General features: G+C 50.0%; 15 protein-coding genes. 12 read left to right on the top strand and 3 right to left on the bottom strand.

Annotation, left to right across the window (positions count from 1 at the left end):
• Positions 1–325: 325 nt before the first annotated feature.
• Both G5B47_RS18075 and G5B47_RS18070 read left to right on the top strand, forming a co-directional pair.
• Positions 326–2,965, top strand: a complete 2,640-nt coding sequence (locus G5B47_RS18075) for a glycoside hydrolase family 31 protein (RefSeq protein ID WP_165100945.1) — start codon at positions 326–328, stop codon at positions 2,963–2,965.
• A gap of 95 nt (positions 2,966–3,060) precedes the next feature.
• Positions 3,061–5,595 carry a glycoside hydrolase family 31 protein gene (locus tag G5B47_RS18070; protein WP_165100942.1) on the top strand — a complete coding sequence of 845 codons (2,535 nt, stop codon included), beginning with the start codon at positions 3,061–3,063 and terminating at the stop codon, positions 5,593–5,595.
• 204 nt (positions 5,596–5,799) lie between these two features.
• Here G5B47_RS18070 and G5B47_RS18065 read toward each other — a convergent pair whose 3' ends face one another.
• Positions 5,800–6,603, bottom strand: a complete 804-nt coding sequence (locus G5B47_RS18065) for an aminoglycoside N(3)-acetyltransferase (RefSeq protein WP_165100940.1) — start codon at positions 6,601–6,603, stop codon at positions 5,800–5,802.
• Between the two features lie 329 nt (positions 6,604–6,932).
• Here G5B47_RS18065 and G5B47_RS18060 point away from each other — a divergent pair, with 329 nt between their 5' ends.
• Positions 6,933–7,709 carry a hypothetical protein gene (locus G5B47_RS18060; RefSeq protein ID WP_165100937.1) on the top strand — a complete coding sequence of 259 codons (777 nt, stop codon included), beginning with the start codon at positions 6,933–6,935 and terminating at the stop codon, positions 7,707–7,709.
• A gap of 471 nt (positions 7,710–8,180) precedes the next feature.
• Here G5B47_RS18060 and G5B47_RS18055 read toward each other — a convergent pair whose 3' ends face one another.
• Positions 8,181–8,987: a class I SAM-dependent methyltransferase gene (locus G5B47_RS18055; RefSeq protein ID WP_165100935.1), complete on the bottom strand. Its 807-nt coding sequence runs from the start codon at positions 8,985–8,987 to the stop codon at positions 8,181–8,183.
• 438 nt (positions 8,988–9,425) lie between these two features.
• Between G5B47_RS18055 and G5B47_RS18050 the strand changes: the two genes are divergently transcribed.
• Together G5B47_RS18050 and G5B47_RS18045 are read left to right on the top strand one after the other, a co-directional pair.
• Positions 9,426–10,478 (top strand): alpha/beta fold hydrolase, encoded by a 1,053-nt coding sequence (locus tag G5B47_RS18050; RefSeq protein ID WP_165100932.1) that lies wholly within the window; start codon positions 9,426–9,428, stop codon positions 10,476–10,478.
• 61 nt (positions 10,479–10,539) lie between these two features.
• Positions 10,540–11,139 (top strand): TetR/AcrR family transcriptional regulator, encoded by a 600-nt coding sequence (locus G5B47_RS18045; RefSeq protein ID WP_165100929.1) that lies wholly within the window; start codon positions 10,540–10,542, stop codon positions 11,137–11,139.
• A gap of 9 nt (positions 11,140–11,148) precedes the next feature.
• On the opposite strand, the gene G5B47_RS18040 is transcribed toward G5B47_RS18045, so the two are convergent.
• Complete coding sequence (locus tag G5B47_RS18040) at positions 11,149–12,279, bottom strand: NADH-dependent flavin oxidoreductase (RefSeq protein WP_165100926.1); 1,131 nt, start codon at positions 12,277–12,279, stop codon at positions 11,149–11,151.
• A gap of 159 nt (positions 12,280–12,438) precedes the next feature.
• On the opposite strand from G5B47_RS18040, the gene G5B47_RS18035 reads away from it, so the two are divergent.
• The 7 genes from G5B47_RS18035 (at position 12,439) to G5B47_RS18005 (ending at position 21,467) form a co-directional block, all read left to right on the top strand.
• Positions 12,439–13,329 carry a LysR family transcriptional regulator gene (locus tag G5B47_RS18035; protein WP_165100923.1) on the top strand — a complete coding sequence of 297 codons (891 nt, stop codon included), beginning with the start codon at positions 12,439–12,441 and terminating at the stop codon, positions 13,327–13,329.
• Between the two features lie 203 nt (positions 13,330–13,532).
• The gene (locus G5B47_RS18030; protein ID WP_165100920.1) at positions 13,533–14,537 is read left to right on the top strand and encodes a LacI family DNA-binding transcriptional regulator; all 1,005 of its coding nucleotides are present in this window, start codon (positions 13,533–13,535) and stop codon (positions 14,535–14,537) included.
• A gap of 167 nt (positions 14,538–14,704) precedes the next feature.
• A complete protein-coding gene (locus tag G5B47_RS18025) occupies positions 14,705–16,114 on the top strand; it encodes an ABC transporter substrate-binding protein (protein WP_165100918.1) in 1,410 nt (469 codons plus the stop codon).
• 145 nt (positions 16,115–16,259) lie between these two features.
• Positions 16,260–17,342 carry a carbohydrate ABC transporter permease gene (locus tag G5B47_RS18020; RefSeq protein WP_165100915.1) on the top strand — a complete coding sequence of 361 codons (1,083 nt, stop codon included), beginning with the start codon at positions 16,260–16,262 and terminating at the stop codon, positions 17,340–17,342.
• The gene (locus tag G5B47_RS18015; protein ID WP_025333044.1) at positions 17,343–18,437 is read left to right on the top strand and encodes a carbohydrate ABC transporter permease; all 1,095 of its coding nucleotides are present in this window, start codon (positions 17,343–17,345) and stop codon (positions 18,435–18,437) included. It abuts the gene before it with no gap.
• Positions 18,438–18,550: 113 nt separating this feature from the next.
• The gene (locus G5B47_RS18010; RefSeq protein ID WP_206107427.1) at positions 18,551–20,896 is read left to right on the top strand and encodes a glycoside hydrolase family 65 protein; all 2,346 of its coding nucleotides are present in this window, start codon (positions 18,551–18,553) and stop codon (positions 20,894–20,896) included.
• 229 nt (positions 20,897–21,125) lie between these two features.
• Positions 21,126–21,467, top strand: coding sequence for an MmcQ/YjbR family DNA-binding protein (locus G5B47_RS18005; protein WP_165100912.1), 342 nt, complete (start codon positions 21,126–21,128; stop codon positions 21,465–21,467).
• The last annotated feature ends 98 nt before the right edge of the window (positions 21,468–21,565 follow it).

The raw sequence follows: 21,565 nt of genomic DNA, 5'->3' as shown, positions 1-21,565 counted from the left end.
TGGATTCCCTTATCCAAGACCTATATTTATATTGATGCAGCTTCACTTGTTCGCATGGAGGTAAAAAGCTTTATTTCGCATTCATATTGGCCCTTTTGCAGATGATTTGTGATGTCCATTTAGAGGGCAATATCAATTTAGATACATCCCGCCGCTCCTGCACCGGGCGCTGACTATTTGAGTCCTTGTCGCTATTGCTCGAAATCCGCTCGTTAACCTAACATGGAACATGAAATCCGGAAGAGGATTAGCCTTTAGCGGAGAGGAGGAAAGTACAGAAGAGGGCAAGGCAAGATGAATTTATCGACAAGGAGAGAGAAACCGAATGAAACGAAAAAAAACGAAGAAGAAAGCAATACCATTGCTGCTCGCAACTGCTGTTCTACTTTCAGGGAATGCCGTTTCACAGTTCTATCTCGCTCAACCTGTATTTGCGGACGATTTGGTTTTCCCGGTAGAAGCATTTAGACCGACCGATGACAGGCCGCTTGATAAAAGCCATCTGCAGCAGCCTATGACGGTGCAAAGCTTCGAGCAGTTGGACAATGGCGTAAAGCTTAATTTAGGCGCACAAGAGGCTTACATACGGATGCTTACATCCGATATGGCCAAAGTGTCGCTCTTGAACAAAGGCGACAAGGAATATACCTCTGTGGGGATCGCCAAAACGGATTGGTCCGCTCCTAAATTCAAAGTGAAGGAAGACGACAAGAGAATCGTCATTACTACCGACAGCTTAACTGTAGACATCAAGAAAAGCCCGTTTGGAATCAAATATATGGATAAAGACGGAAACGTCATTAACGAGGACGGGGATCAAGGGATCGGTTACGAAAACGGGAAGCCTTACGTGTTCAAAAAGACAGATAACAACGAGAATTTCTACGGGCTGGGCGAGAAAACCGACGGTCTGAACAAACGCGGCAAGGAAGAAGGCATATGGCATCAGGACCCGTTCCCGTATGAGTCGAAATATATTTACCAATCGGTTCCATTCTTTATCGGTTTGAAAGATAAAAAGGCGTACGGCATTTTATTCGACAATACGTACCGCACTTACTACAACTTCGCCAAGGAAAGCGACGATTACTATTACTTCTACGCCGACGGCGGCAAACTGACCTACTATTTCTTCAATGGACCGCAGATCAAAGACGTCGTAGACCGTTATACCGATTTGACCGGCAAAGTCCCCCTGCCCCCTGAATGGTCTTTGGGCTTCCATCAATCAAGCTGGGCGTATTCCCAAAACGACATGGAAGAAGTAGCCGCAGGGTATCGCGAAAAGAAAATTCCGGCGGATGGATTGTTTTTTGACATCGAATATATGGACGACTATAAAGCCTTTACGTGGGGGAAAAAAGTTCCCGATCCTGCAGGGCTGGGCAAACGTATGGAAGAGCAGGGTTTCCATCAAGTGAATATTTTCGATCCGGCGATTAGGGCCTTGCCAGGCTACAGCGTCTATGATGAAGGGACCGCGAAGGATCTCTGGGTTAAAAATCCCGATGGAACCAACTTCCTTGGCAAGCTCTGGCCTTGGGACCCTTCTGCCCCGCCTTCTTCCGTTTATCCGAATTTCCTGAAAAAGGAAACCCGCGATTGGTGGTCGATGCAGTACAAGCCGTTCTTTGACACAGGCATAGACGGTATTTGGAACGACGTGAACGAACCGGTCAGTTTTATAGCCAAAGACCACTGGACGCTGCCGCTGGATGCGGTGCATGAGGATGATAACGGAGTCAAACATGCCCATGAAGAGGTCCATAATATTTACGCGCATTTGGAGGAAGAAGCGTCTTTCAACGCATTCAAAAAACTTAAACCGAACGTCCGTCCGTTTGTATTGACGCGTGCCGGATATACGGGAACGCAGCGTTACGCCGCAACCTGGACTGGTGATAACCACAGCACCTGGGAACATCTCAGAATGTCGATTCCAATGAATGCGAATGTCGGATTGGCGGGCCACCCGTTTGTCGGCAATGACATCGGCGGATTCACCAAAAATAAACAATTAGGCGAAATCTGCACGCCGGAATTGTTTGCACGCTGGGTTGAGCTTGGCGCTTTCCTTCCGTTTTCCCGTGACCACTACAATAATGATGGCGACAGCCCGTCGGTTAAGCAAAACATTAATAGACAAGAACCGTGGCAATTCGGTAAGGAAGTTGAGGATATCAGCCGTAAGTATATTTCCATGCGCTATGAATTGATGCCTTACCTGCAGAACGCGTTCAAACAAGCGCACGAAACCGGAAATCTGATTCAGCAGCCGCTCGTATTCCAATTCCAGGATGACCCCAACACCTATAACAATGAAGACCAATTCATGTTCGGCGATTCTCTGATGATTGCACCGGTTGTGGAGAAGGGCGCAACGTCCCGCAGTGTGTATTTGCCAGCCGGCGTAAAATGGATCGACTACTGGACCGGCGAAGAGTTTGAGGGCGGCCAAACGATTACCAAACAAGCCGATCTCGGCACGCTTCCGATCTACGTGAAGCAAAACTCGATCATTCCGCGCCGTGAAGTTCAGCAGTATGCCGGCGAGAAAAAGCTTACAAATCTGACTCTCGACACCTATCTTAACGACAAGGCTTCCTACAGCTACTATCAGGACGATGCGGCTACAGAGGATTACACGAGAGGCGAATTCAACGTCACCGACTTCCATGTGGAGAACAAAGGCAACCACGTCGAATTCGAACAGGACAAAAAAGTTCAGAACTACGCATCCGACATTCAGTCCTACACGCTGAAGCTTCATGACGCTGTAGAACCGAAGAAAGTACAAGCCGCTAACAACAAGTATGCCAAAGCAGGCAGCATGGAAGAATTGAATGGGCAAGAAAGAGCGTACTACTTCGATGCGAATGAACATGTGCTGTATGTCAAAATCCCGGTAGACGAGAAACAGAAAGTGAAGATTCAAACTCAAGACGATGTAGATGGAAGCAAATAATACCGCTGCCGGAATTGCCAAACTATGAATTACCGGGTTGGAGACTCTTATCTCCAACCTGTGTTTACAAAGTCATTATGAAGGAGAGAAACCAAATGAAGCCGAAAAGGAAATGGGTGCCATTAATTTTAGCTGGTGCAGTCCTTCTCTCAGGTAATGCCGTTTCACAGCTTTATTCGGCCCAATCCGTCTATGCCGAGGTCCAGCAGCCGGCACCCGATACGCCTTTGGATAAGAACAAGCTGCAACAGCCGATGACGGTGCAAAGCTTTGAGCAGTTGGACAATGGCGTAAAGCTTAATCTGGGCGGAGAGGAAGCTTATATCCGTTTGCTCACTACCGATATGGCCAAGGTGTCGATCTTAAACAAAGGTGAGGAAGAGTTTGTCTCTCCGGGGATCGCGAAAACGGATTGGCCTGCTCCTAAACTCAAAGTGAAGGAAGACGACAAGAGAATCGTCATCACTACCGACAACCTGTCGATTGACATTAATAAAAGCCCGTTTGGAATCAAATACCTCGATAAAAGCGGGAACGTGATTAATGAAGACGACATTAAAGGGTCCGGTTATGAAGACGGAAAGCCATACGTGTTCAAGAAAACGGACAAGACTGAAAACTTTTATGGTTTCGGCGAGCAAACCGGCGGTTTGAACAAACGCGGCTACGATATCGGCATGTGGAATACGGACGCATACTCCTATACGAAAGATACGAAATATGTGTATGCCACCATTCCGTTTTTTATCGGTTTGAAGGATGAAAAGGCCTACGGTCTCTTCTTCGATAATACGTACCGTTCCCATTTCAACATGGCTAAGGAAAGCGACGATTACTACTATTATTACGCCGATGGCGGAAAGCTGACCTATTATTTTATCAATGGTCCGGAAATCAAAGATGTTGTTGACCGGTATACCGATTTGACCGGCAAGATCAATTTGCCGCCGGAATGGTCCCTCGGTTTTCAGCAAAGTAAATGGGGTTACTGGCAGGATGACATTGTTCGGGTGGCCAAAACATTCCGCGAAAAGAAAATTCCCGCCGATGCGATGTACGCGGATATCGATTATATGAATGAATACCGCGTATTTACCTGGGGACCGAAGTATTCCGATCCGGACAAGCTGAAGGCAGATATGGACAACCTGAATTTCAAATATGTTACGATCAACGACCCGGGTGTCAAAGTTGACGAAAGTTTTGATACTTATCAGGAAGGAACCAAGAACAACTTCTGGGTTAAAAATGCCGACGGCAGCCCCTATGTCGGTTATGTATGGCCGGGCGACTCCGTTTTCCCGAACTTCCTGAAAACCGATGTCCGCGACTGGTGGGCGAAAAAACACAAAGCGCTGTTTGATAAAGGCGTATCCGGCATTTGGAATGACATGAACGAACCGGCCGTATTTGGCGGTCCGGGATGGTCCATGCCGCTGGATACCGTCTATGAGGCCGATGACGGAAGTAAGAAACAGAACAAAGAGATTCATAATATTTTTGGCCATCTGGAAAATGAAGCGACTTACAAAGGATTCAAAGTCAACAAGCCGAACGTTCGCCCGTTCGTGCTTACACGGTCTGCATATGCGGGAACCCAGCGTTACGCCGCCATCTGGACCGGAGATAATACCAGCAACTGGGATCATCTTCGCATGACGATTCCGATGAACTCGAATCTAGGATTGTCCGGCGCAGCGTTTGTCGGCAACGACATCGGCGGTTTTGCAAAACCTACGGCGCAGGATCAACCAACGCCGGAGTTATTTGCTCGGTGGATCGAAGTTGGCGCCTTTGTGCCTTTCTCCCGGGACCATTACAGTTGGGACAAGGAGCAGGAGCCGTGGGCATTCGGTAAGGAAGTAGAGGACATCAGCCGGAAATATATTTCCTTGCGCTACGAATTGCTGCCTTACCTGTATAACCAGTTCAAACGTGCGCAGGAAAGCGGACAGCCTGTACAGCAGCCGCTCGTCTATCATTTTCAGCATGATCCAAATACCTATAACAACGATGATCAGTACATGTTCGGCGATTCGTTAATGATTGCACCTGTAGTAAATCAAGGAGCAACGTCCCGCAGCGTGTATTTGCCGGCCGGCGCCAAATGGGTCGATTACTGGACCGGTGAAGAGTTTGAGGGCGGACAAACGATCACCAAACAAGCCGATCTCGGCACGCTTCCTATCTATGTGAAACAGGACTCGATCATTCCTCGCCGCGAAGTTCAGCAGTACACCGGCGAGAAAAAGCTGACGAATCTGATCCTTGACACTTACCTTGCAGGCCAGGCTTCCTACAGCTTCTATGAAGACGATGCAAATACAGAGGATTACACGAGAGGCGAATTCAACGTTACCGACTTTCATGTAGAGCAGAAAGGAAATCACATCGAATTCGAACAGGACAAAAAGACGCAAAACTACGCATCTGACATCCAGTCCTACACGCTGAAGCTGCATGATGCCAAAGAGCCGAACAAAGTGCAGGCGGCTGAGAACAAATACGGAAAAGCAAGCAGCCTTGACGAACTGAACCAACAAGCAAGCGGCTATTACTTCGATGCGGGAGCGAAAGTCCTGTACGTTAAAATTCCAGCAAACGAAAGCCACAAAATAAAAATCGATTAATCGTATAATATCAAATGAAAAACGGGTTGGAGACATTGTCGCTCCAGCCCGTTTTTTATGTTATTCGTATCCATTTCTATCCGAACTGAAAGGTTAGATGCAGCATTTGCCATTCGTAGGCGCTTGGCCATATTCGAAATCGGTGGACGTATGACGAAACGTTGCAACTCACTTCATTTGAAATTAACTCTGTCGTTAAAGTTCCTACACCCTGTTTCTTTCCATCCATGCGGCTGCCCAGTCCACCAGCGGCCGTTGCTCCAGAAATCGGACTTCAGCGTTTCCGATTCTATGAATCTTGATATTCATTTCTTTATCATATTCGTTTCCCAAGCGGACAAAATCCCCGTCGTCCACAGCCTGGGTTTCGTAAGTCACCCATTTGCGCGTTCCTTCCTCCATAATTGCACTGCTTTCATGGACAAATTTCTTGGCAGGAAAGTTAGCTATAGTTTCAGCCAGATGCAGCGACGTGTTTTTATTATAGCCGACGCCTATTAGGAGTACGTAACCATTTAGATGATACAATTTATCCAACGGGGAGTTCTTCCCGAAGATATTGCATAAATCATGGTTTTGCGTTAGATATTCCGCATGCTTGCCTACTGCGGCAATTGACCGTGCCGGGTGATTCGACCTTTTGGCTCCCGGCCACTTACGAAACATTTCAGCCACGACGCCCATACCGATCGCAGGGGTTATTTCTTTATCGTAGGGTGGCCAGTATTCGCGAATAATCGGCCACCATTCCGTAGGTGCTTCACTGTGGACTCCCGTTGAAGGGTCGAGATTCTTCCATGTCTGGGAAGGCATCATCAAAGTGCCTTCTTCACCGATAATTTCCAGAAGAGATCGAATTAAGGTTTCGGCTCCGCCTACAACAAAACCCAATTTGCTTAAAGAAGTATGAACGAATATGTGTTGACCTTCCCTTAATCCGCAGTTTTTAAATGCATGGATTAGATCTTCTTTCGTTAAGATAGCTCTTGTTTCTTGTAGTTCGGTCATGTGGATCTCCGCCTTTTCTTATATTAAAATAACCCGCTATAATTAGCAGGGTTGTCTCTAGCGTGGCCAGGACAGCAGTGCCCTTCAATTCATTTCCCAAATTATACCAACAATATTCGTTTGCAACAATAGCTCCAGCAGAATAACTTGCCGCTACAGACAGCGCGGAGAACCGTATCATAAGTAGGGGTAAGTTATTACGATTGACAGCAACAATTAGTACGTGATAACTTTACAATATAATAATAAAGGCAATGTAACCTTCGGGTTCAACCTCGCTGAGAAGTGGGTTGGACCCTTTTTGCATTCAAAACCAAGGGAGGATTCGTATGCTGAGAACAGAATTGCTGTTACAGAGGCTGGGCGAGATCGGCAAGTCGCTCGAACGTATGGGGGGAGCTCTTTTACTATTAGGCGTTGGTTCCGTTGGGGTCGAGACAGAACGGTTGGATGAATATTCGGATTTAGATTTCTTTGTTATTGTGAAACCGGGGGAGAAAAACAGATATATCGACCGATTGGATTGGCTCGAAGAAATACACCCTCTTGCCTATTCATTTAAGAATTCGGATGACGGGTACAAGGTACTGTTCGAGGACGGGATTTTCGGAGAATATGCTGTATTTGAGGAATGGGAGCTGGCGAACGCCTCCTATACGGAGGGCCGGGTCATATGGAAGGATCCGATGTATGGCAATACGGAAATCGCCAAACCTGTAAGTCCGATCCCCACCCTAAAAAATGATGCCTTGGACTTTCCTTTGAACGAAGCCTTAACAAATCTATACATAGGGCTCGGCCGCTATGCAAGGGGAGAGCGCCTATCCGCTACGAGGTTTGTTCAAGGTTACGCTATAGACAGGATTCTATCCGTGCTCCATTTACTGGAGCATGAGGTGGATTACTTTCCCGACCCATTCGGGAATGAGAGGCGGTTAGAGAAGAGATACCCCCGTTTTGCGGAAATCATCGGAGACATGATACAGGGATACAATCATGTTCCCGAATCCGCAATTCGCATTTTAAATTTCATAGAAGAAGTGTATCCGGTCAATCGAAGGTTAAGCGATGAGATACGACGATTGGCTAATCTAACTTGCCGATAGAAACAGCGCGGAGAACCGTATCATAAGTAGGAGCACTGAGAGCCAAAAGTCTCCTGGATAACAATTCTTTGAGTTGACTACGATTCCACCTCAGCTTACGGTTCTGTATTCGGTCTAGACAAATCTTTTCTTCCTCTTTTTGCTCAGAAATGATAGATGAGATTTGGAGTTAAATTCGACACGGATACAGCATGGGTGAAGGGGAATGTTGCCTTCTTCCAACCGTTCGATTAACTCTCCCTTTGTTTAAGGCTTCGCCAGTGCAACCTCAAGTGAGCAAACGGCAAAACTCGAAGGAAGTTGCAAAACCTTGAGAGAACGAAGCCGCAACTTAGCGAAGAAGCCGAAATGCAAAAGACAAAACGGCGAAGCGAAGGGGCAAACAAACCACCCCTAAGAAAATGCAGTACATAGATACCTCAAGCGATATTCAACAGATTATATAACCGCAAATTATGCATTAATTACCGATTAAAGTTTTCTTGCTTTAAAAACGAAGGACAGGGGAAACATTTTCGCATTGAAAGCAGAATGATATTTCTGTTCAACTTTACTCTCACTTTCAAGGGTTTGTTTATCAGTTTCTTCTATCATTTCCTCAATAAAAAATCCAGCTTTAGATAAAGCGTTAATGTACGTTGAAATTTTCCTTTTGCTGAGTGAAACATCAAAGCCGTATTTTTCAAACGTAAAAAGATTTTCATCATAATAAGAGCTTTTAACTACAAGATTATTTTCTTCAATTTCCATACATCTCATAACAGGGTGATCCCAGCTAAAGATAAAAATACCACCGCTTTTTAAATAGGATGCGATTAAATTAAATGTTTTTTGTAAATCGGTAGTCCAGCCGATTGCATATATTGAATAAACAATATCAAAATAACCCTTTGGTAAACCTGTATTCTCCTCCATGGGACTGTTAAATAAACGTGCTTCATATCCACAATCTTTTAAATAACGGCTTGTATTTTCAATTTGCTGTGTTGACATATCAAGTCCCCATAGTTCTGATGCATTATGGTCACCAAGATATTTAAGAGAGTGCCCACTTCCACAACCAATTTCAAGAACTTTTTTACCAGACACATCACCAAACAAATGTAAATCTTCTTCGGTTGGTATCAAGCATCCGAGTGTCGGGAGTGCAGTTACACCGACCCATTTGTCAGCAGTATTATCCCAAAACTTTTTATTTTGTTCTAAAACCCCTTTATTATCAAGAGTGTTTTTTCTTGAGTTTAATAATATATTGCTCTTTACGACTGAACTCTCCATAATATTCCTCCTCGTATAATCGTAGTATCCATCCAAAGGTCTTCTTGAATTACATGAATTATTTCCTCTACGGTTTTCATAGTTATAATCCCCCAGAGAATGGAATGTATGTTCCTATTATAGCGGAGTCTTTTAACAATTGGAAGATATACCCTTACGGTAAACTGTCTGTTAGCTTAATCCCCGCCTGGCTCTGTATAATAACATAATGGCTCTATTTTAATGATAAAGTGGTACTGACTCATTAGCCTGATGGCTCTGCTACATCGAAATAATCATGAGATGAATAAAGTTTTCGCAAACGGACTTCTTCGTACCGGGCGCTTAGTAGGGCTAATTCATGCGATTGACAATAAGCGGGAAAAAGTATACTCTAATAATGAGTGAGTAACTCACTCATTATTAATTCGACATTCGTTTTCAAAGGAGATGCAAAAGATGAGTAAAAAGAACATCCTGCCGGATTTATTATTGCGAAAACGTAATCGGCGTAAAAACACAAGGCTGCTTCAGATTCATACGCCGAATCGTATCGTTGAAAGCCGTTACGTTAAAATCGGCGATATCGACCAATGGGTAACCATACGGGGAGAGGATTACCATAATCCCGTTCTATTGTTCATCCATGGCGGACCAGCTTCCCCGTACTCCATTTTCAGCCCGTTATTGCGTTCGTGGGAGAAACATTTCACAATCGTTCAATGGGATCAGCGAGGCGCTGGCAAAACGTTCACCAGGAACGGAAAAGACGGAAGCGGTACGATCACCTTCGACCGCCTTGCACAAGACGGCATCGAGTTGGCGGAATATCTGTGCAACAAACTCCGGCATCAGAAAGTGATTCTCATCGGCAGTTCAGCAGGCAGTCTGATTGGAATTATGATGGCTAAACAGCGTCCCGACCTGTTTTATGCTTATGTCGGTACAGATCAAAATGCTCCGGATCCTCAGCATCAAACGTACAAAGTGACGCTAGGTGCTTTCCGCAATGCAGGCAATGCGAAGGGAGTTCATTTGGTTGAGAAAATGGGGCCGGATCCCACGCGATGGAGCCGCAAAGATTTCGAACTGAGGAATCAGTATCTGGTTAAAGTGATCAACGATGTGCCAAATATGATTATGGACCTGATGCTGCCGTCTATGCTCTCTTCCCCTGAACACAAGTTCAGTGATCTCATCCATATTTTTAAAGGGATGAATTACACCCTTGGCCACTTGTTTGAAGAGTTAGTGGCTTTTGACTTCGACAAGGTTGGACTGTGCTTTGAATTGCCTTTCTTTATTATGCATGGCGATCAAGATATCATAACGCCAACTGCAACGGCACAAGCATACTTCGACAAGATTGAAGCTCCTTTCAAAGAATATGTTCGGATTCGGAATGCCGGCCACCTAGCGTGTTTTGCCCGGCCGGAGCAATTCTTGGAGGAACTTATGAAGCGGGTACGTCCTCTGGCGGAAGGAACAGAGAACGAATTGCAGATGGGTTGAATTTAGAGATTTCGTGGTACTATGAGGATAATTCCTTAATAAGATTGGAGATTGAGGCTCATTGTCCCCATTAAATAAACACCAGCTGAATCTGATCCGCGACGAGCGTAGAGAACAGATTAAGCAAGCGGCGCTTAAACTATTTGCCCGGCGCGGATACTCGGGAACGAAAACGAGTATGATCGCTGCGGAAGCCGGTATCAGCGAAGGCCTTATTTTCCGGTATTTCAAATCCAAAGAAGAGCTATTCACCACGCTCGTTCAGGAGTTAATGGAAGAAGCGAAGAAGGAAACCGAGAACCTTCAATATTTGTCCGGCTCTCCCTTTGAACAAATCAAAACGTTAACCCAAGGCATGCTGGACGAGAGCAGTAAATATGCATTTATGTTCATTCTAAGGGCACGCAAGACGGATGAAATTCCAGAGGCGGCGGCCCGGATTCTAGAACAACATTCAGTAGATGTTGTAATTGACAGGCTGATTCCAATCTTTGCTCAAGGGCAGCATGCTGGAGAATTCTCCTCGGGAGATCCACGGAAGCTGTTGGCCTGGTACTTTTACATCATCAATTGTCTTATTTTGGAGGAAGTTGAGAAGGAAGAGTACGGGTTGCCGGATGTGGACTTCTTAGTGCGATTATTGACAAACGGGAAACGCTAGTCCAATCTTTCAAATGATAGAGCCATCATCACGCTCAAGTGGAAACCAATCTGGGATATCTATAATAAATTTCCAAAGCGAGTCGGGTATAATCAGCTTTTCCTGGTCTTTAACGGACAGGGTTGTTTTAATTTCTCCTTCAACTCCTTGCGCAATCTTCTCGATCCAGTCCGGTTCCATAATGATCTCTCGTCCTAATGCAATAATTGGAACGCCTGATTGCAACGCTTTAACGGCATTTTGAGGAGTACGGATGTTTCCAACACCGATAACAGGAACCTTATGGCCGACTCGTTCTTGAATAATTTCCAAGCGAGAGCGGGAATCATCGATACCTCGACGTGGAACAGACCAAAAATCATTCAACGAAATATGCAGATAATCAAGCCCTTTAGATACAAGAATCTCTATAAATTCAAGCGTGTCGGCCATTGTAATTCCTGGCGTTTCTGGCTCCTCGGGGGAAATACGATAACCGATAATAAATGGATCCTTGGCATGCTGACGAGCGACCCGCTGTATTTCTTCGATTAGCTGCAATGGAAAGGTTAATCGTTTTTCAAAGCTTCCTACGAAGCGGTCAGTGCGTCTGTTGGTATAAGGCGAAAAAAATTGCTGAAGGAGACATCCGTTTGCGCCATGGATTTCAACCCCATCGAATCCAGCTTCGATTGCACGTCTGGTAGCTTCACCAAACGCATGAATGATCTGAATAATCTCGGCTTCAGTCAATTCATAAGGTACCAGGTCTGCTTCTTTATCTTCGGGCAAAGCACTCACACATACTGTGTTTCCATCTACAGGGGCGGCTTTGCGGCCTCCATGAAAAATCTGTAGAACAGCTTTGGCTCCGTGCTCCTTAATAACAGAAGCGAGTGTGTTTAAGCCTGGGATCATGTCGTCCCGATCAACAGCGGCTGATCCTGACAACCCGCCATTGGACATTACCCAGGTGCCAGCCGTTATGACCATGCTTACACCATTAGCGCGTCGCGCATAATATTTGAGTTCTGTATCTGTTATGGAGCCGTCAGTATTTGAAGCGCCATGAGTCATGGGGGCCATGACGATCCGGTTTTTTAATTTAATACTATTCGGCAGGACAAGCGGTTCGAAAATTGGTTGATAGATATCCTTCATATTGAAGCCTCTCCTTTGGAAAAAATGATCGTTTTTTTGAGCAAAACGGCTGATGTCCGAGCAGGCAAGCTGTTTACCGGCGTCTCTTGTGAAGAGTATAATTGATTTGTTAAAATGAGCACAAATCATATTTGTCATAATTATATGAAGGGGATTCATATGAAATTATCACAACTTCAATGTTTCGTCGCCCTCGCCGAATTGGGGAGCTTTACTGAAGCTGCCTATGCGGTTGGTTTGACGCAATCGGCGGTGAGTCATGCCTTGGCAGCCCTTGAAAATGAAGTGGGAGTAACCCTCCTTGAGCGTAACCGCAAAGGCGTTGCAGCACTTACTGACGCTGGACAAAAAATTATCCCACACGTTCGTGAGCTTTTGGCGCAAGCAGAGGCCATTGAACAAGAAGCAAAGTCAGCGCGCGGCTTGGCAAAGGGGAAACTTCGACTGGGCGGTATTCTCTCCTTTAGCCCAGGCTTACTTGCCGGTGTGTTGGCTCGATTTCAGAAGAAATATCCTGATATCGAAGTGGTTCTGTTTGAAGGCACGATTCAAGAAATTAACGATTGGATTACGTGCAGCATCATTGATGTCGGGTTCGTGCTGCACCCCGCAAAAGATGTTGAGAGCACGTATATTACGACGGATGAGTTGTGCGTACTCGTTCCATCCAGGCATCGACTTCACGCTCAGACGGAAGTGTCCCCCCAGGAACTGTGTGAAGAAGGATTTATTATGGCCAAAGACGGCTGCTCGAGTCAGTTAATGGAACTGGCTGGTCTTGAGCTAAAGCAGTTCAAGCCGCTTACTCGCTATCATGCCAACGATAGCGCAACGCTCCTAGCGATGGTTCGTGAAGGACTTGGTATTACACTGTTGCCGCGTATGATGCTACCTAAAAAGCTGGAGGGAGTCGTTGCGCTTCCGCTCAATCCTCCACAAATGTTACAGATCGGACTCGCTGTCAGGTCGCAGGAAATAGCATCGCCAGCAGCCGTGCTGTTTGTTCAAACGGTATTGGCCTGGATGCAAGAGGTTGGGGAAATCTCATAACAGCCTGCGCAGCTCAGTCACCATAGCATTTAGAATTGCCCTTATATTTTCATGGGGTTACTGTGCATGCATAAGAAGAGGAATCATAATGTAAGCGCTTAAATTTTGATTGCCATTTGCCATACCCCTTGTTATAATGCAGTTGAAAAGGTTTCCAAGAATCCCGTCAGACGAACGAAAGCAAGAAGAAAGAAGACCTGAATATGAAAGCAACGATCCGAGATGTGGCCCGATTGGCCGGAGTATCCATTAGTACCGTATCCCGCGTGATGAACGCTCCCGAAACCGTCGTAGCCAGCAAAAGGGACCGTGTTCTGGAGGCGATTCAACAATTGCAGTATCAGCCGAACGCGTTTGCGCGCGGGCTGATCTACAAGAAATCGTTCACGCTGGGGCTCCTTATTCCCGACATTGAGAACCTGTATTTCGCGGGGATCATCCGGGGCATGCAGGATGCCTGCATCAAGCTTGGGTACAGCCTCATGATCTGCAACACGGACCGCGACAAAGAGCGTCTGCTGTCTTACATGGATACGTTCCGCGAAAAGCAGGTCGACGGCATCGTGTTCGCCAGCGACAAGCTGCACCCCGAGTATTACGAGAAACTGGTCGGATGCCGGATTCCGTTTGTCCTGCTATCCTCCCACTCCGACGAATACGAGATTCCGAGCATTGAGGTGGACGATGAGGCGGCCGCCTACGACGCGGTAAAGTTCCTGATTGAACTCGGACACCGGGAAATCGGGATGATCGGGTTCGGCCACAGCGATTCCATGTCGGGACCGCCGCGGTATGACGGCTTTGTCAGAGCGGTCACGGAATCGGGCCTCGGCCACAACGTAAACAGAGTGAAATATGCGAACCACCGTTTTGAAGACGCTTACCAGGCGGCTCATGAATTGTTCACCGACCATCCCGGACTAACCGCCGTGTTCTGCGTGGCCGACGAGTTCGCGATGGGGACGATTTCCTACCTGAAGGACCGGAATGTGCTGGTGCCGGGACAGGTATCGGTCATCGGATTCGACAATTTGCGGATGGCGAGCATGTTTATTCCGAAGCTGACGACGATCGCCCAGCCGATCTATCAGCTCGGATACCGGGCAGCGGAGAAGCTGCATGAGCTGCTGGCGACCGGAAGTGTGGAGGTTCTCCGGGAGAAGATGCAGCACAAACTGATCGTGCGGGAATCGTCCCGGGAAAAGTGAAGCCGACGGGTTTCACCTTGTGTCTTTGAAAACCTTTTCAGAGACGAATGGAAAGACTCTGGCGAAGCGGGCTGGCACGAATGACATTTTGAAAACCCTTTCAAGGAGGTGATCCCGCTTATCGGAAGGTCGGCCTCAAAATCAATTAAAAGGGGATGTATGAGAAGATGAACAAGAAGACGGGACGCAAGCTGTCTACTCTCGCTGTACTCGGTCTGTCATTCTCCATGCTCGTTACCGCCTGCGGCAGTGGCGGCAACAACGCTTCGCCAAGCCAGGCCCCGGCGGCCACGTCCGGCGATCAGGCGAAAGCCACTGCGGCCGCGACCGCAAGCGCGGCCGACACACCGCTGCAGAAGGCGCTGAACGGCGAATACAAAGGGACCAAGGTTACCATGTTCGGCCCGTTTGTTGACGCTGACCAGGTGAAATTCGAGACGAGTATCAAGGATTTCGAAGAGAAGACGGGCATCGACATCCAGTACGAAGGCTCCAAGGAATTCGAGGCCACTATTAACGTTCGTGTGGATGGCGGCAACGCGCCGGACATCGCCGATTTCCCGCAGCCGGGTCTTCTGGCAGCCATCGCGAAGACCGGCAAGGTGATCGATCTGAACACGGTGCTTGACCCTGAGAAGCTGAAATCCAACTACAACAAGAGCTGGCTGGACATGGCGACGATGGACAGCGGAAGCGGCAAGATCATGGCCGGCATCTGGAACCGCAGCAACGTGAAGAGCCTCGTCTGGTACCCGAAGAAGCAGTTCGAGGAAGCGGGATACCAGGTTCCCCAGACCTGGGATGAAATGATGGCGCTTACCGAACAGATTGCCAAGGACGGCGACCCGGCCTGGGCGATCGGCATCGAGAGCGGCGCTGCCACGGGCTGGCCGGCGACAGACTGGATCGAGAACATCATGCTGCGGACGACGACACCGGAGAACTACGATAAGTGGGTAAAGGGCGAGCTGCCGTTCACGTCGCCTGAAGTGAAGAACGCGGTCGAGATTATGTCGAAGATCTGGATGAACAAAGATTATGTCTATGGCGGCACGAAGTCGATTGTCACGACGGCCTTCGGAGACGCTCCGAAGCCGATGTTCGAGAACCCGCCGAAGGCCTGGTTCAACCTGATGGGCAACTTCATCACAAGCTTCTTCCCGGAAAACGTTAAGGTCGACCAGGACTACGACTGGTTCTACCTGCCGCCGATCGACGAACAGTACGGCAAGCCGGTGCTGGTAGCCGGAGACATCTACGCAATGTTCAACGACCGTCCTGAAGTGCGGGCTGTCATCGAATTCTTCACCACAGGCGAATCGATCAAGAGCTGGGTGCAGTCGGGCGGCGTGGTCGCGCCGATGAACGACGCTCCCCTCGACTGGTATCAGTCGGAATCTGACCGCCGGATGGCAAAGCTCGTGCAGGATGCGTCGACGCTGCGCTTTGACGGCTCCGACCTGATGCCGGGCAAAGTGGGTGCGGGCAGCTTCTGGAAGGGCATGACCGACTATGTCAGCGGCACCGCTACGCTCGAACAGGCGCTGGAGCAGATCCAGAAAGGCTGGAACAACTGAAGTCCGCGGTTCAGGGGTGAATCAGGTTAAAGCTGACCGGGGCAGGCGGAGCGTGCCGTAAGCGAGAACACCAAAAGGGGGCAGCGGGCAGGAAAGGCTCTGCCCCCTTTTGTCATGGTAAGTACAACATTTAGGAGGAGCGCATATGGGGACACAAGCCAAACCGGGAATCCGTCTGAGAGCCGTGTTGATCTCCTTGGGCATACTGCTCGCCAATATTTTGGTCAACGGCCTGATTTTCCTGTTTTTCCGGGATTCGACGCTGAATCCGCTGCTGACAGCGGTGCTTGCCGTGCTGTGGGGCGTCTTGGGCGTCTATCTGATTTATTATTCGCTTACCTTTGCGGCCGAGCAGTATCCCGACAAGATTCGCGGCAGGATCCTCCCGTTCATCTTCGTGGGACCGGCGGTACTCCTGCTGGGCTGGCTTCTGGTGCTGCCGGCGCTGCGGACGCTGTATCTCAGCTTCTTCAATGCGTCATCCGACAAGTTCACCGGGCTGGCTAACTATGCGGCCATCTTCAGTGACCGGCTGCTGGGCACGGCGCTGCGCAACAATCTGCTGTGGGTGTTCGTCGGCACGCTGGCCTGCGTCGCCTTCGGCCTGCTGATTGCCATTCTGGCGGACCGCAGCAGCTATGAGAGAATCGCCAAGTCCATCATCTTCATGCCGATGGCCATATCGTTCGTGGCGGCGGGCGTAATCTGGAAATTTGTCTACTATTATCAGCCGGGCGACGAGCAGATTGGTCTGCTTAACGCCATCGTGACGTACTTCGGCGGAGAGCCGCAGGCCTGGACCAGCATGATTCAGCCTTGGAACAACTTTTTCCTCATTCTCATTCTGATTTGGATGCAAACCGGGTTCGCCATGGTCATCTTCTCGGCGGCGATCAAGGGAGTGCCCGACGATATTCTGGAAGCGGCGCGCGTGGACGGCTCCGGCGAGATCCGTATCTTTTTCCGTATCATCATTCCGTTCATTTCGACTACGATTCTGACGGTCACTACGACTATTATTGTCTTCACGCTGAAAATATTTGACGTCGTCATGGTCATGACTGGCGGTCAATACGATACAGAGGTTGTCGCGACGCAGTTCTACCGGCAGTTCTTCATGTACCGCAACTTCGGTTATGGCTCGACGCTGGCCATCGTGCTGCTGATCGCGGTGCTGCCCGTCATCATCGTCAATCTGCGCCAGTTCCGCAAGCAGGGGGGATTCTAAATGGTGGGCTCCAAGAAAAGAAAAGGCAACAAGACGGTCGTCAATCTCGTGCTTGGGATTATCTGTTTCATCTGGCTGGTTCCGACGCTAGGCTTGTTCATCTCCTCGTTCCGCCCTGCCGCGGACATTCTGCAGACCGGCTGGTGGAAGGTGTTCCCGCACCAGGAATGGAAGGCTTCGGATGATGTGATCCGGCTGTCCAAGGATGTAGATCTGCGGGGACCGATTGAAGTGAACGGCAAGACCTACACGGACGCGCAGCTCAAAGCGGGCGTGGTTGAAGGCGGCAAACGGCTCATGTGGGAGAACCGCAGAGCGCGCATGATCAGTGTGCAGACGGAAGGCTGGGTGACGAAGCCCAACCTGACGACGGATAATTACAAGAACGTGCTGTCCGGCAAGGAGTATAAGCTGAAAAAAGCCGACGGCAGCGAGACGGTGCAGAAGGGAAGCGGTCTCTCCCAGGCGTTCTGGAACACGCTGACCATCGCGGTACCGGCGACGATTATTCCGATTCTGATCGCATCCTTCGCGGCGTACGCTTTTGCCTGGCTGCGTTTTCCGGGACGCAAGACGATGTTCGTGACCATCATCGCGCTGCTGGTGATTCCGCTTCAGGTCGCGCTCATTCCCGTGCTTAAGGATTACACGGCCCTCGGGCTGAACGGCAGCTATCTCGGCATCTGGCTGGTGCATTCGGCATTTGGCCTGCCGCTGGTAACGTATTTCATGTACAACTTCATCAGCCAGCTTCCGAAAGATCTGTTTGAGTCGGCGTTCATTGACGGGGCGAGCCATTTCACGATCTTCAGCCGGCTGATCCTGCCCCTGTCGGTACCTGCGCTTGCTTCGATCGGCATCTTCCAGTTCCTGTGGGTCTGGAACGACTATCTGGTGTCGCTGATCTTCATAGGCAACCAGCCGAATGTGCAGGTCATGTCGATGAAGATCGCCGATCTGGTCGGTTCGCGAGGCAACGACTGGCATCTGCTGACCTCGGCGGCCTTTATCTCGATGCTGATGCCGCTCGCTATCTTTTTCCTGCTGCAAAAGTATTTCGTCAGAGGTTTGATGGGCGGCTCGGTCAAAGGCTGACGCCTTGTGTACGTCCCTATTGCGAGCAAGGTCCGCTCCGGGCTTACGGCCCGTCCGTTCGATAGGTAATCCAGGCGGAGACAGACCGCCGTACAAAGGAGTGCGGAGTATCCATGAAGATGAAACCTTACGTCCATCCCGAGCCGCTATATCCGTACAGGGAATGGAGCCTGGAAGAAGAGAGTTTCGCCGACGGCGAGAACCAGCGGAGCGAAAGCTTGTTTGCCGTCGGCAACGGCTATATCGGCATGCGGGGCAATTTTGAGGAGGGCTACCACGGCACTGAAGGAACGTCGGTTAACGGCAATTACCTGAACGGCTTCTACGACGCTGAACCGATTATCTATCCCGAAGGCGCATACGGTTACGCGGTGCGGAACCAGGCCATGCTTAATGTCACCGACGCCAAAATCATCGGCCTGTCCGTCGAAGGCCACGCCTTTCACCTGAATGCCGGCACCGTGCATCGCTACAAGCGGACGCTCGACATGCGCAAGGGGGTGCTGCGCCGCGAGGTGGACTGGGAATCGCCCGGCGGGCACCGCGTGTCCCTCATCATCACCCGCCTGGCGTCGTTTGGGAACAAACACTTGGCCGCCATCCATTACGAGGCGACAGCGCTCAATTTCGACGGCGCGATTACATTCGCCTCGGCCATGGAAGGCGCCATCGCCCGGCCGCCGGCGACCGACGACCCGCGGCTCGGGGCGGGAAGCGAGCTGCCGAGCCTGCTTCCGGAGGGCATGGAGCACGGCGGCGCGTTCTCATGGATGCGCCAGCGGACCCGGCATACCCGGTTCGTGCTGCTGACGGCGATGAGCCATGCTCTGGAGACCCCGGCCGGCTGCGGGACGAACCGGAAGGCGGCGGACCAGCGGCTGACGGAGGAATTCTCCGTGCCGCTGTGCAGCGGGGAGACGGCAGCCCTGACGAAGTACATCTGCTACCATACCTCCAAAGACTATCCGGAGGAGGAGCTGATGTCTCGGACCGGAGAGCTGCTGCGCAGCGCGGCGCATGCCGGCTTCAGGCAGCTGCTGGCGGAGCAGGAAGCCTACCTGGACGAATTCTGGAAGCGGGCCGATGTCGAGATCGCCGGCGATCCCGCACTCCAACAGGGCATCCGCTTCAATGCGTTCCAGCTGCTGCAATCCGTAGGCAGGGACGGTGCGACCAACATCGGGGCCAAGGGCCTGACCGGCGAAGGCTACGAAGGCCATTATTTCTGGGATACGGAAATGTATATGCTGCCTTTCTTTACATTTACCCGGCCGGACATCGCACGATCGCTGCTGGAATTTCGTTACCATACGCTCGGCAAGGCCCGTGAGCGCGCGGCGATCATGTCGCAGAAGGGCGCACTCTACCCGTGGCGGACTATCGACGGAGAGGAGAACTCGTCCTATTTCCCGGCAGGTACGGCGCAGGCCCACATCAACGCGGACATCGCGTACGCCATCCGGCAGTATGTCCTGGCGACGGGAGATACCGATTTTCTCGTCAGCCAGGGTGCGGAAATCCTGTTCGAGACGTCCCGGTTCTGGGTCGACCTCGGTCATTTCAATCCGGCGCGCGACGGGGCGTTCTGCATCGACGCGGTGACGGGACCGGACGAGTACACGGCGATTGTTAACAACAACGCCTACACCAATCTGATGGTGCGCAGCCAGTTGGAGTACGCTGCCGGCACGGCCGACCTGCTCCGCAGCTCATATCCGGAGCACTACGAAAGGCTGGTCCGGGCCATCGGGCTGACGGAGGAAGAAGTGCGTCTCTGGCGCAAGGCGGCGGCCCTCATGTTCGTGCCTTTGGATGAACGGCTTGGCATCATCGCCCAGGACGATACATTCCTGTCGAAGGAGAAATGGAATTTCGAGCAGACGCCGGAAGACAAGTACCCGCTGCTGCTGCATTTTCATCCGCTCGTCATCTATCGCCATCAGGTGCTGAAGCAGGCGGATGTCGTGCTGGCCCTGTTCCTGCTCGGCGAGCAGTTCACGCTGGAGGAGAAAATACGGAATTACCAGTATTATGAGCCGCTCACGACCCATGATTCCTCGCTGTCGCCCTGCATCCACAGCATCATGTCGGCGGAGATCGGCGATCTGGAGGGCGCTTACGCCTATTTTGACCGGACAGTGCGAATGGATCTTGACGACATCAACCGGAACGCCAAGGACGGCCTGCACACGGCGGCGATGGCCGGCTCGTGGATGTCAATCATCAACGGCTTCGGTGGCATGCGGCTCCGGGATGGAGTTCTGTCCTTTCAGCCGCGCCTGCCGGGTCAGTGGGAGAGCTGCCGGTTCCGAATCGCGTTCCGCGGCTGCCTGTTGGAGGTGAGCATCGGGCGGGAGAGCACCCTTTACACGCTGCTGGAAGGCGACGCGCTGGAGCTGCTGCACATGGGGCTTCGAGTCTCGTTGTCTCCGGGACAACCGGCTTCCTTTTCCCTATAAGTAAAGCAGACGGCGCTCCGTCCCCTGAAGTGGGGAAACGGAGCGCCGTTTATGCGCTCTTTGGCCGGTAGTTTTTTTTGCTCCGAAGCGAACATATGTGCTATAATGGAAAAATCCTGCATGAAAGGAGGCTCCGTGGCATGTTGGTACATAAAGCTTGCGATTCCGGCGTTGAAGGTATGCGCGAAACAAGAACCATGAATGACAGCACGGACAGGAGTAGATCAGAATGAAAATAGAGGAAATCGTAGAATACTGTTTGTCTTATCCTGGCTCGTTTGAAGATCAACCCTTCGGAGAAGGATGGACGGCCATACGCCATAGAGAAAACAAGAAGTTATTTGCCTTGATATTTAATCGAGATGAACATCTTTGCGTTAACCTTAAATGTGATCCTGAACGATCTGATTTCCTTCGGCAAGCATTTAAGGAAGTCAAGCCGGGATATCATATGAATAAAGAGCATTGGAATACGGTCATTTTAGATGAAGGACTTCCGGAAGATGATCTTCATGATATGGTAAAGCACAGTTTTGATCTAACGAAACCTAAACGTAAAACCAAGAAATAACACAGATAAACGGATTCTCCTGCTCGGGGTCCTTGAATTGCAATTTTAGCGATCTCTTTCGCGCCCTGCCGGGCCTCTCCCGGCGCAGCCCGACACTC

Source organism: Paenibacillus apii, from assembly GCF_011043685.1.
In the GTDB taxonomy this organism is placed as follows: Bacteria; Bacillota; Bacilli; order Paenibacillales; family Paenibacillaceae; genus Paenibacillus_AQ; species Paenibacillus_AQ sabinae.
Note: the sequence above shows the minus strand (reverse complement) of the source record. Positions and strands in the feature narration are given on the sequence as shown.

What these genes read in the sequence shown, in the direction of transcription:
- G5B47_RS18075 (WP_165100945.1), top strand. Translation starts at nt 326, where the DNA reads ATGAAACGAAAAAAAACGAAGAAGAAAGCAATACCATTGCTGCTCGCA.
- G5B47_RS18070 (WP_165100942.1), top strand. Translation starts at nt 3,061, where the DNA reads ATGAAGCCGAAAAGGAAATGGGTGCCATTAATTTTAGCTGGTGCAGTC.
- G5B47_RS18065 (WP_165100940.1), bottom strand. Translation starts at nt 6,603, where the DNA reads ATGACCGAACTACAAGAAACAAGAGCTATCTTAACGAAAGAAGATCTA.
- G5B47_RS18060 (WP_165100937.1), top strand. Translation starts at nt 6,933, where the DNA reads ATGCTGAGAACAGAATTGCTGTTACAGAGGCTGGGCGAGATCGGCAAG.
- G5B47_RS18055 (WP_165100935.1), bottom strand. Translation starts at nt 8,987, where the DNA reads ATGGAGAGTTCAGTCGTAAAGAGCAATATATTATTAAACTCAAGAAAA.
- G5B47_RS18050 (WP_165100932.1), top strand. Translation starts at nt 9,426, where the DNA reads ATGAGTAAAAAGAACATCCTGCCGGATTTATTATTGCGAAAACGTAAT.
- G5B47_RS18040 (WP_165100926.1), bottom strand. Translation starts at nt 12,279, where the DNA reads ATGAAGGATATCTATCAACCAATTTTCGAACCGCTTGTCCTGCCGAAT.
- G5B47_RS18035 (WP_165100923.1), top strand. Translation starts at nt 12,439, where the DNA reads ATGAAATTATCACAACTTCAATGTTTCGTCGCCCTCGCCGAATTGGGG.
- G5B47_RS18030 (WP_165100920.1), top strand. Translation starts at nt 13,533, where the DNA reads ATGAAAGCAACGATCCGAGATGTGGCCCGATTGGCCGGAGTATCCATT.
- G5B47_RS18025 (WP_165100918.1), top strand. Translation starts at nt 14,705, where the DNA reads ATGAACAAGAAGACGGGACGCAAGCTGTCTACTCTCGCTGTACTCGGT.
- G5B47_RS18020 (WP_165100915.1), top strand. Translation starts at nt 16,260, where the DNA reads ATGGGGACACAAGCCAAACCGGGAATCCGTCTGAGAGCCGTGTTGATC.
- G5B47_RS18015 (WP_025333044.1), top strand. Translation starts at nt 17,343, where the DNA reads ATGGTGGGCTCCAAGAAAAGAAAAGGCAACAAGACGGTCGTCAATCTC.
- G5B47_RS18010 (WP_206107427.1), top strand. Translation starts at nt 18,551, where the DNA reads ATGAAGATGAAACCTTACGTCCATCCCGAGCCGCTATATCCGTACAGG.
- G5B47_RS18005 (WP_165100912.1), top strand. Translation starts at nt 21,126, where the DNA reads ATGAAAATAGAGGAAATCGTAGAATACTGTTTGTCTTATCCTGGCTCG.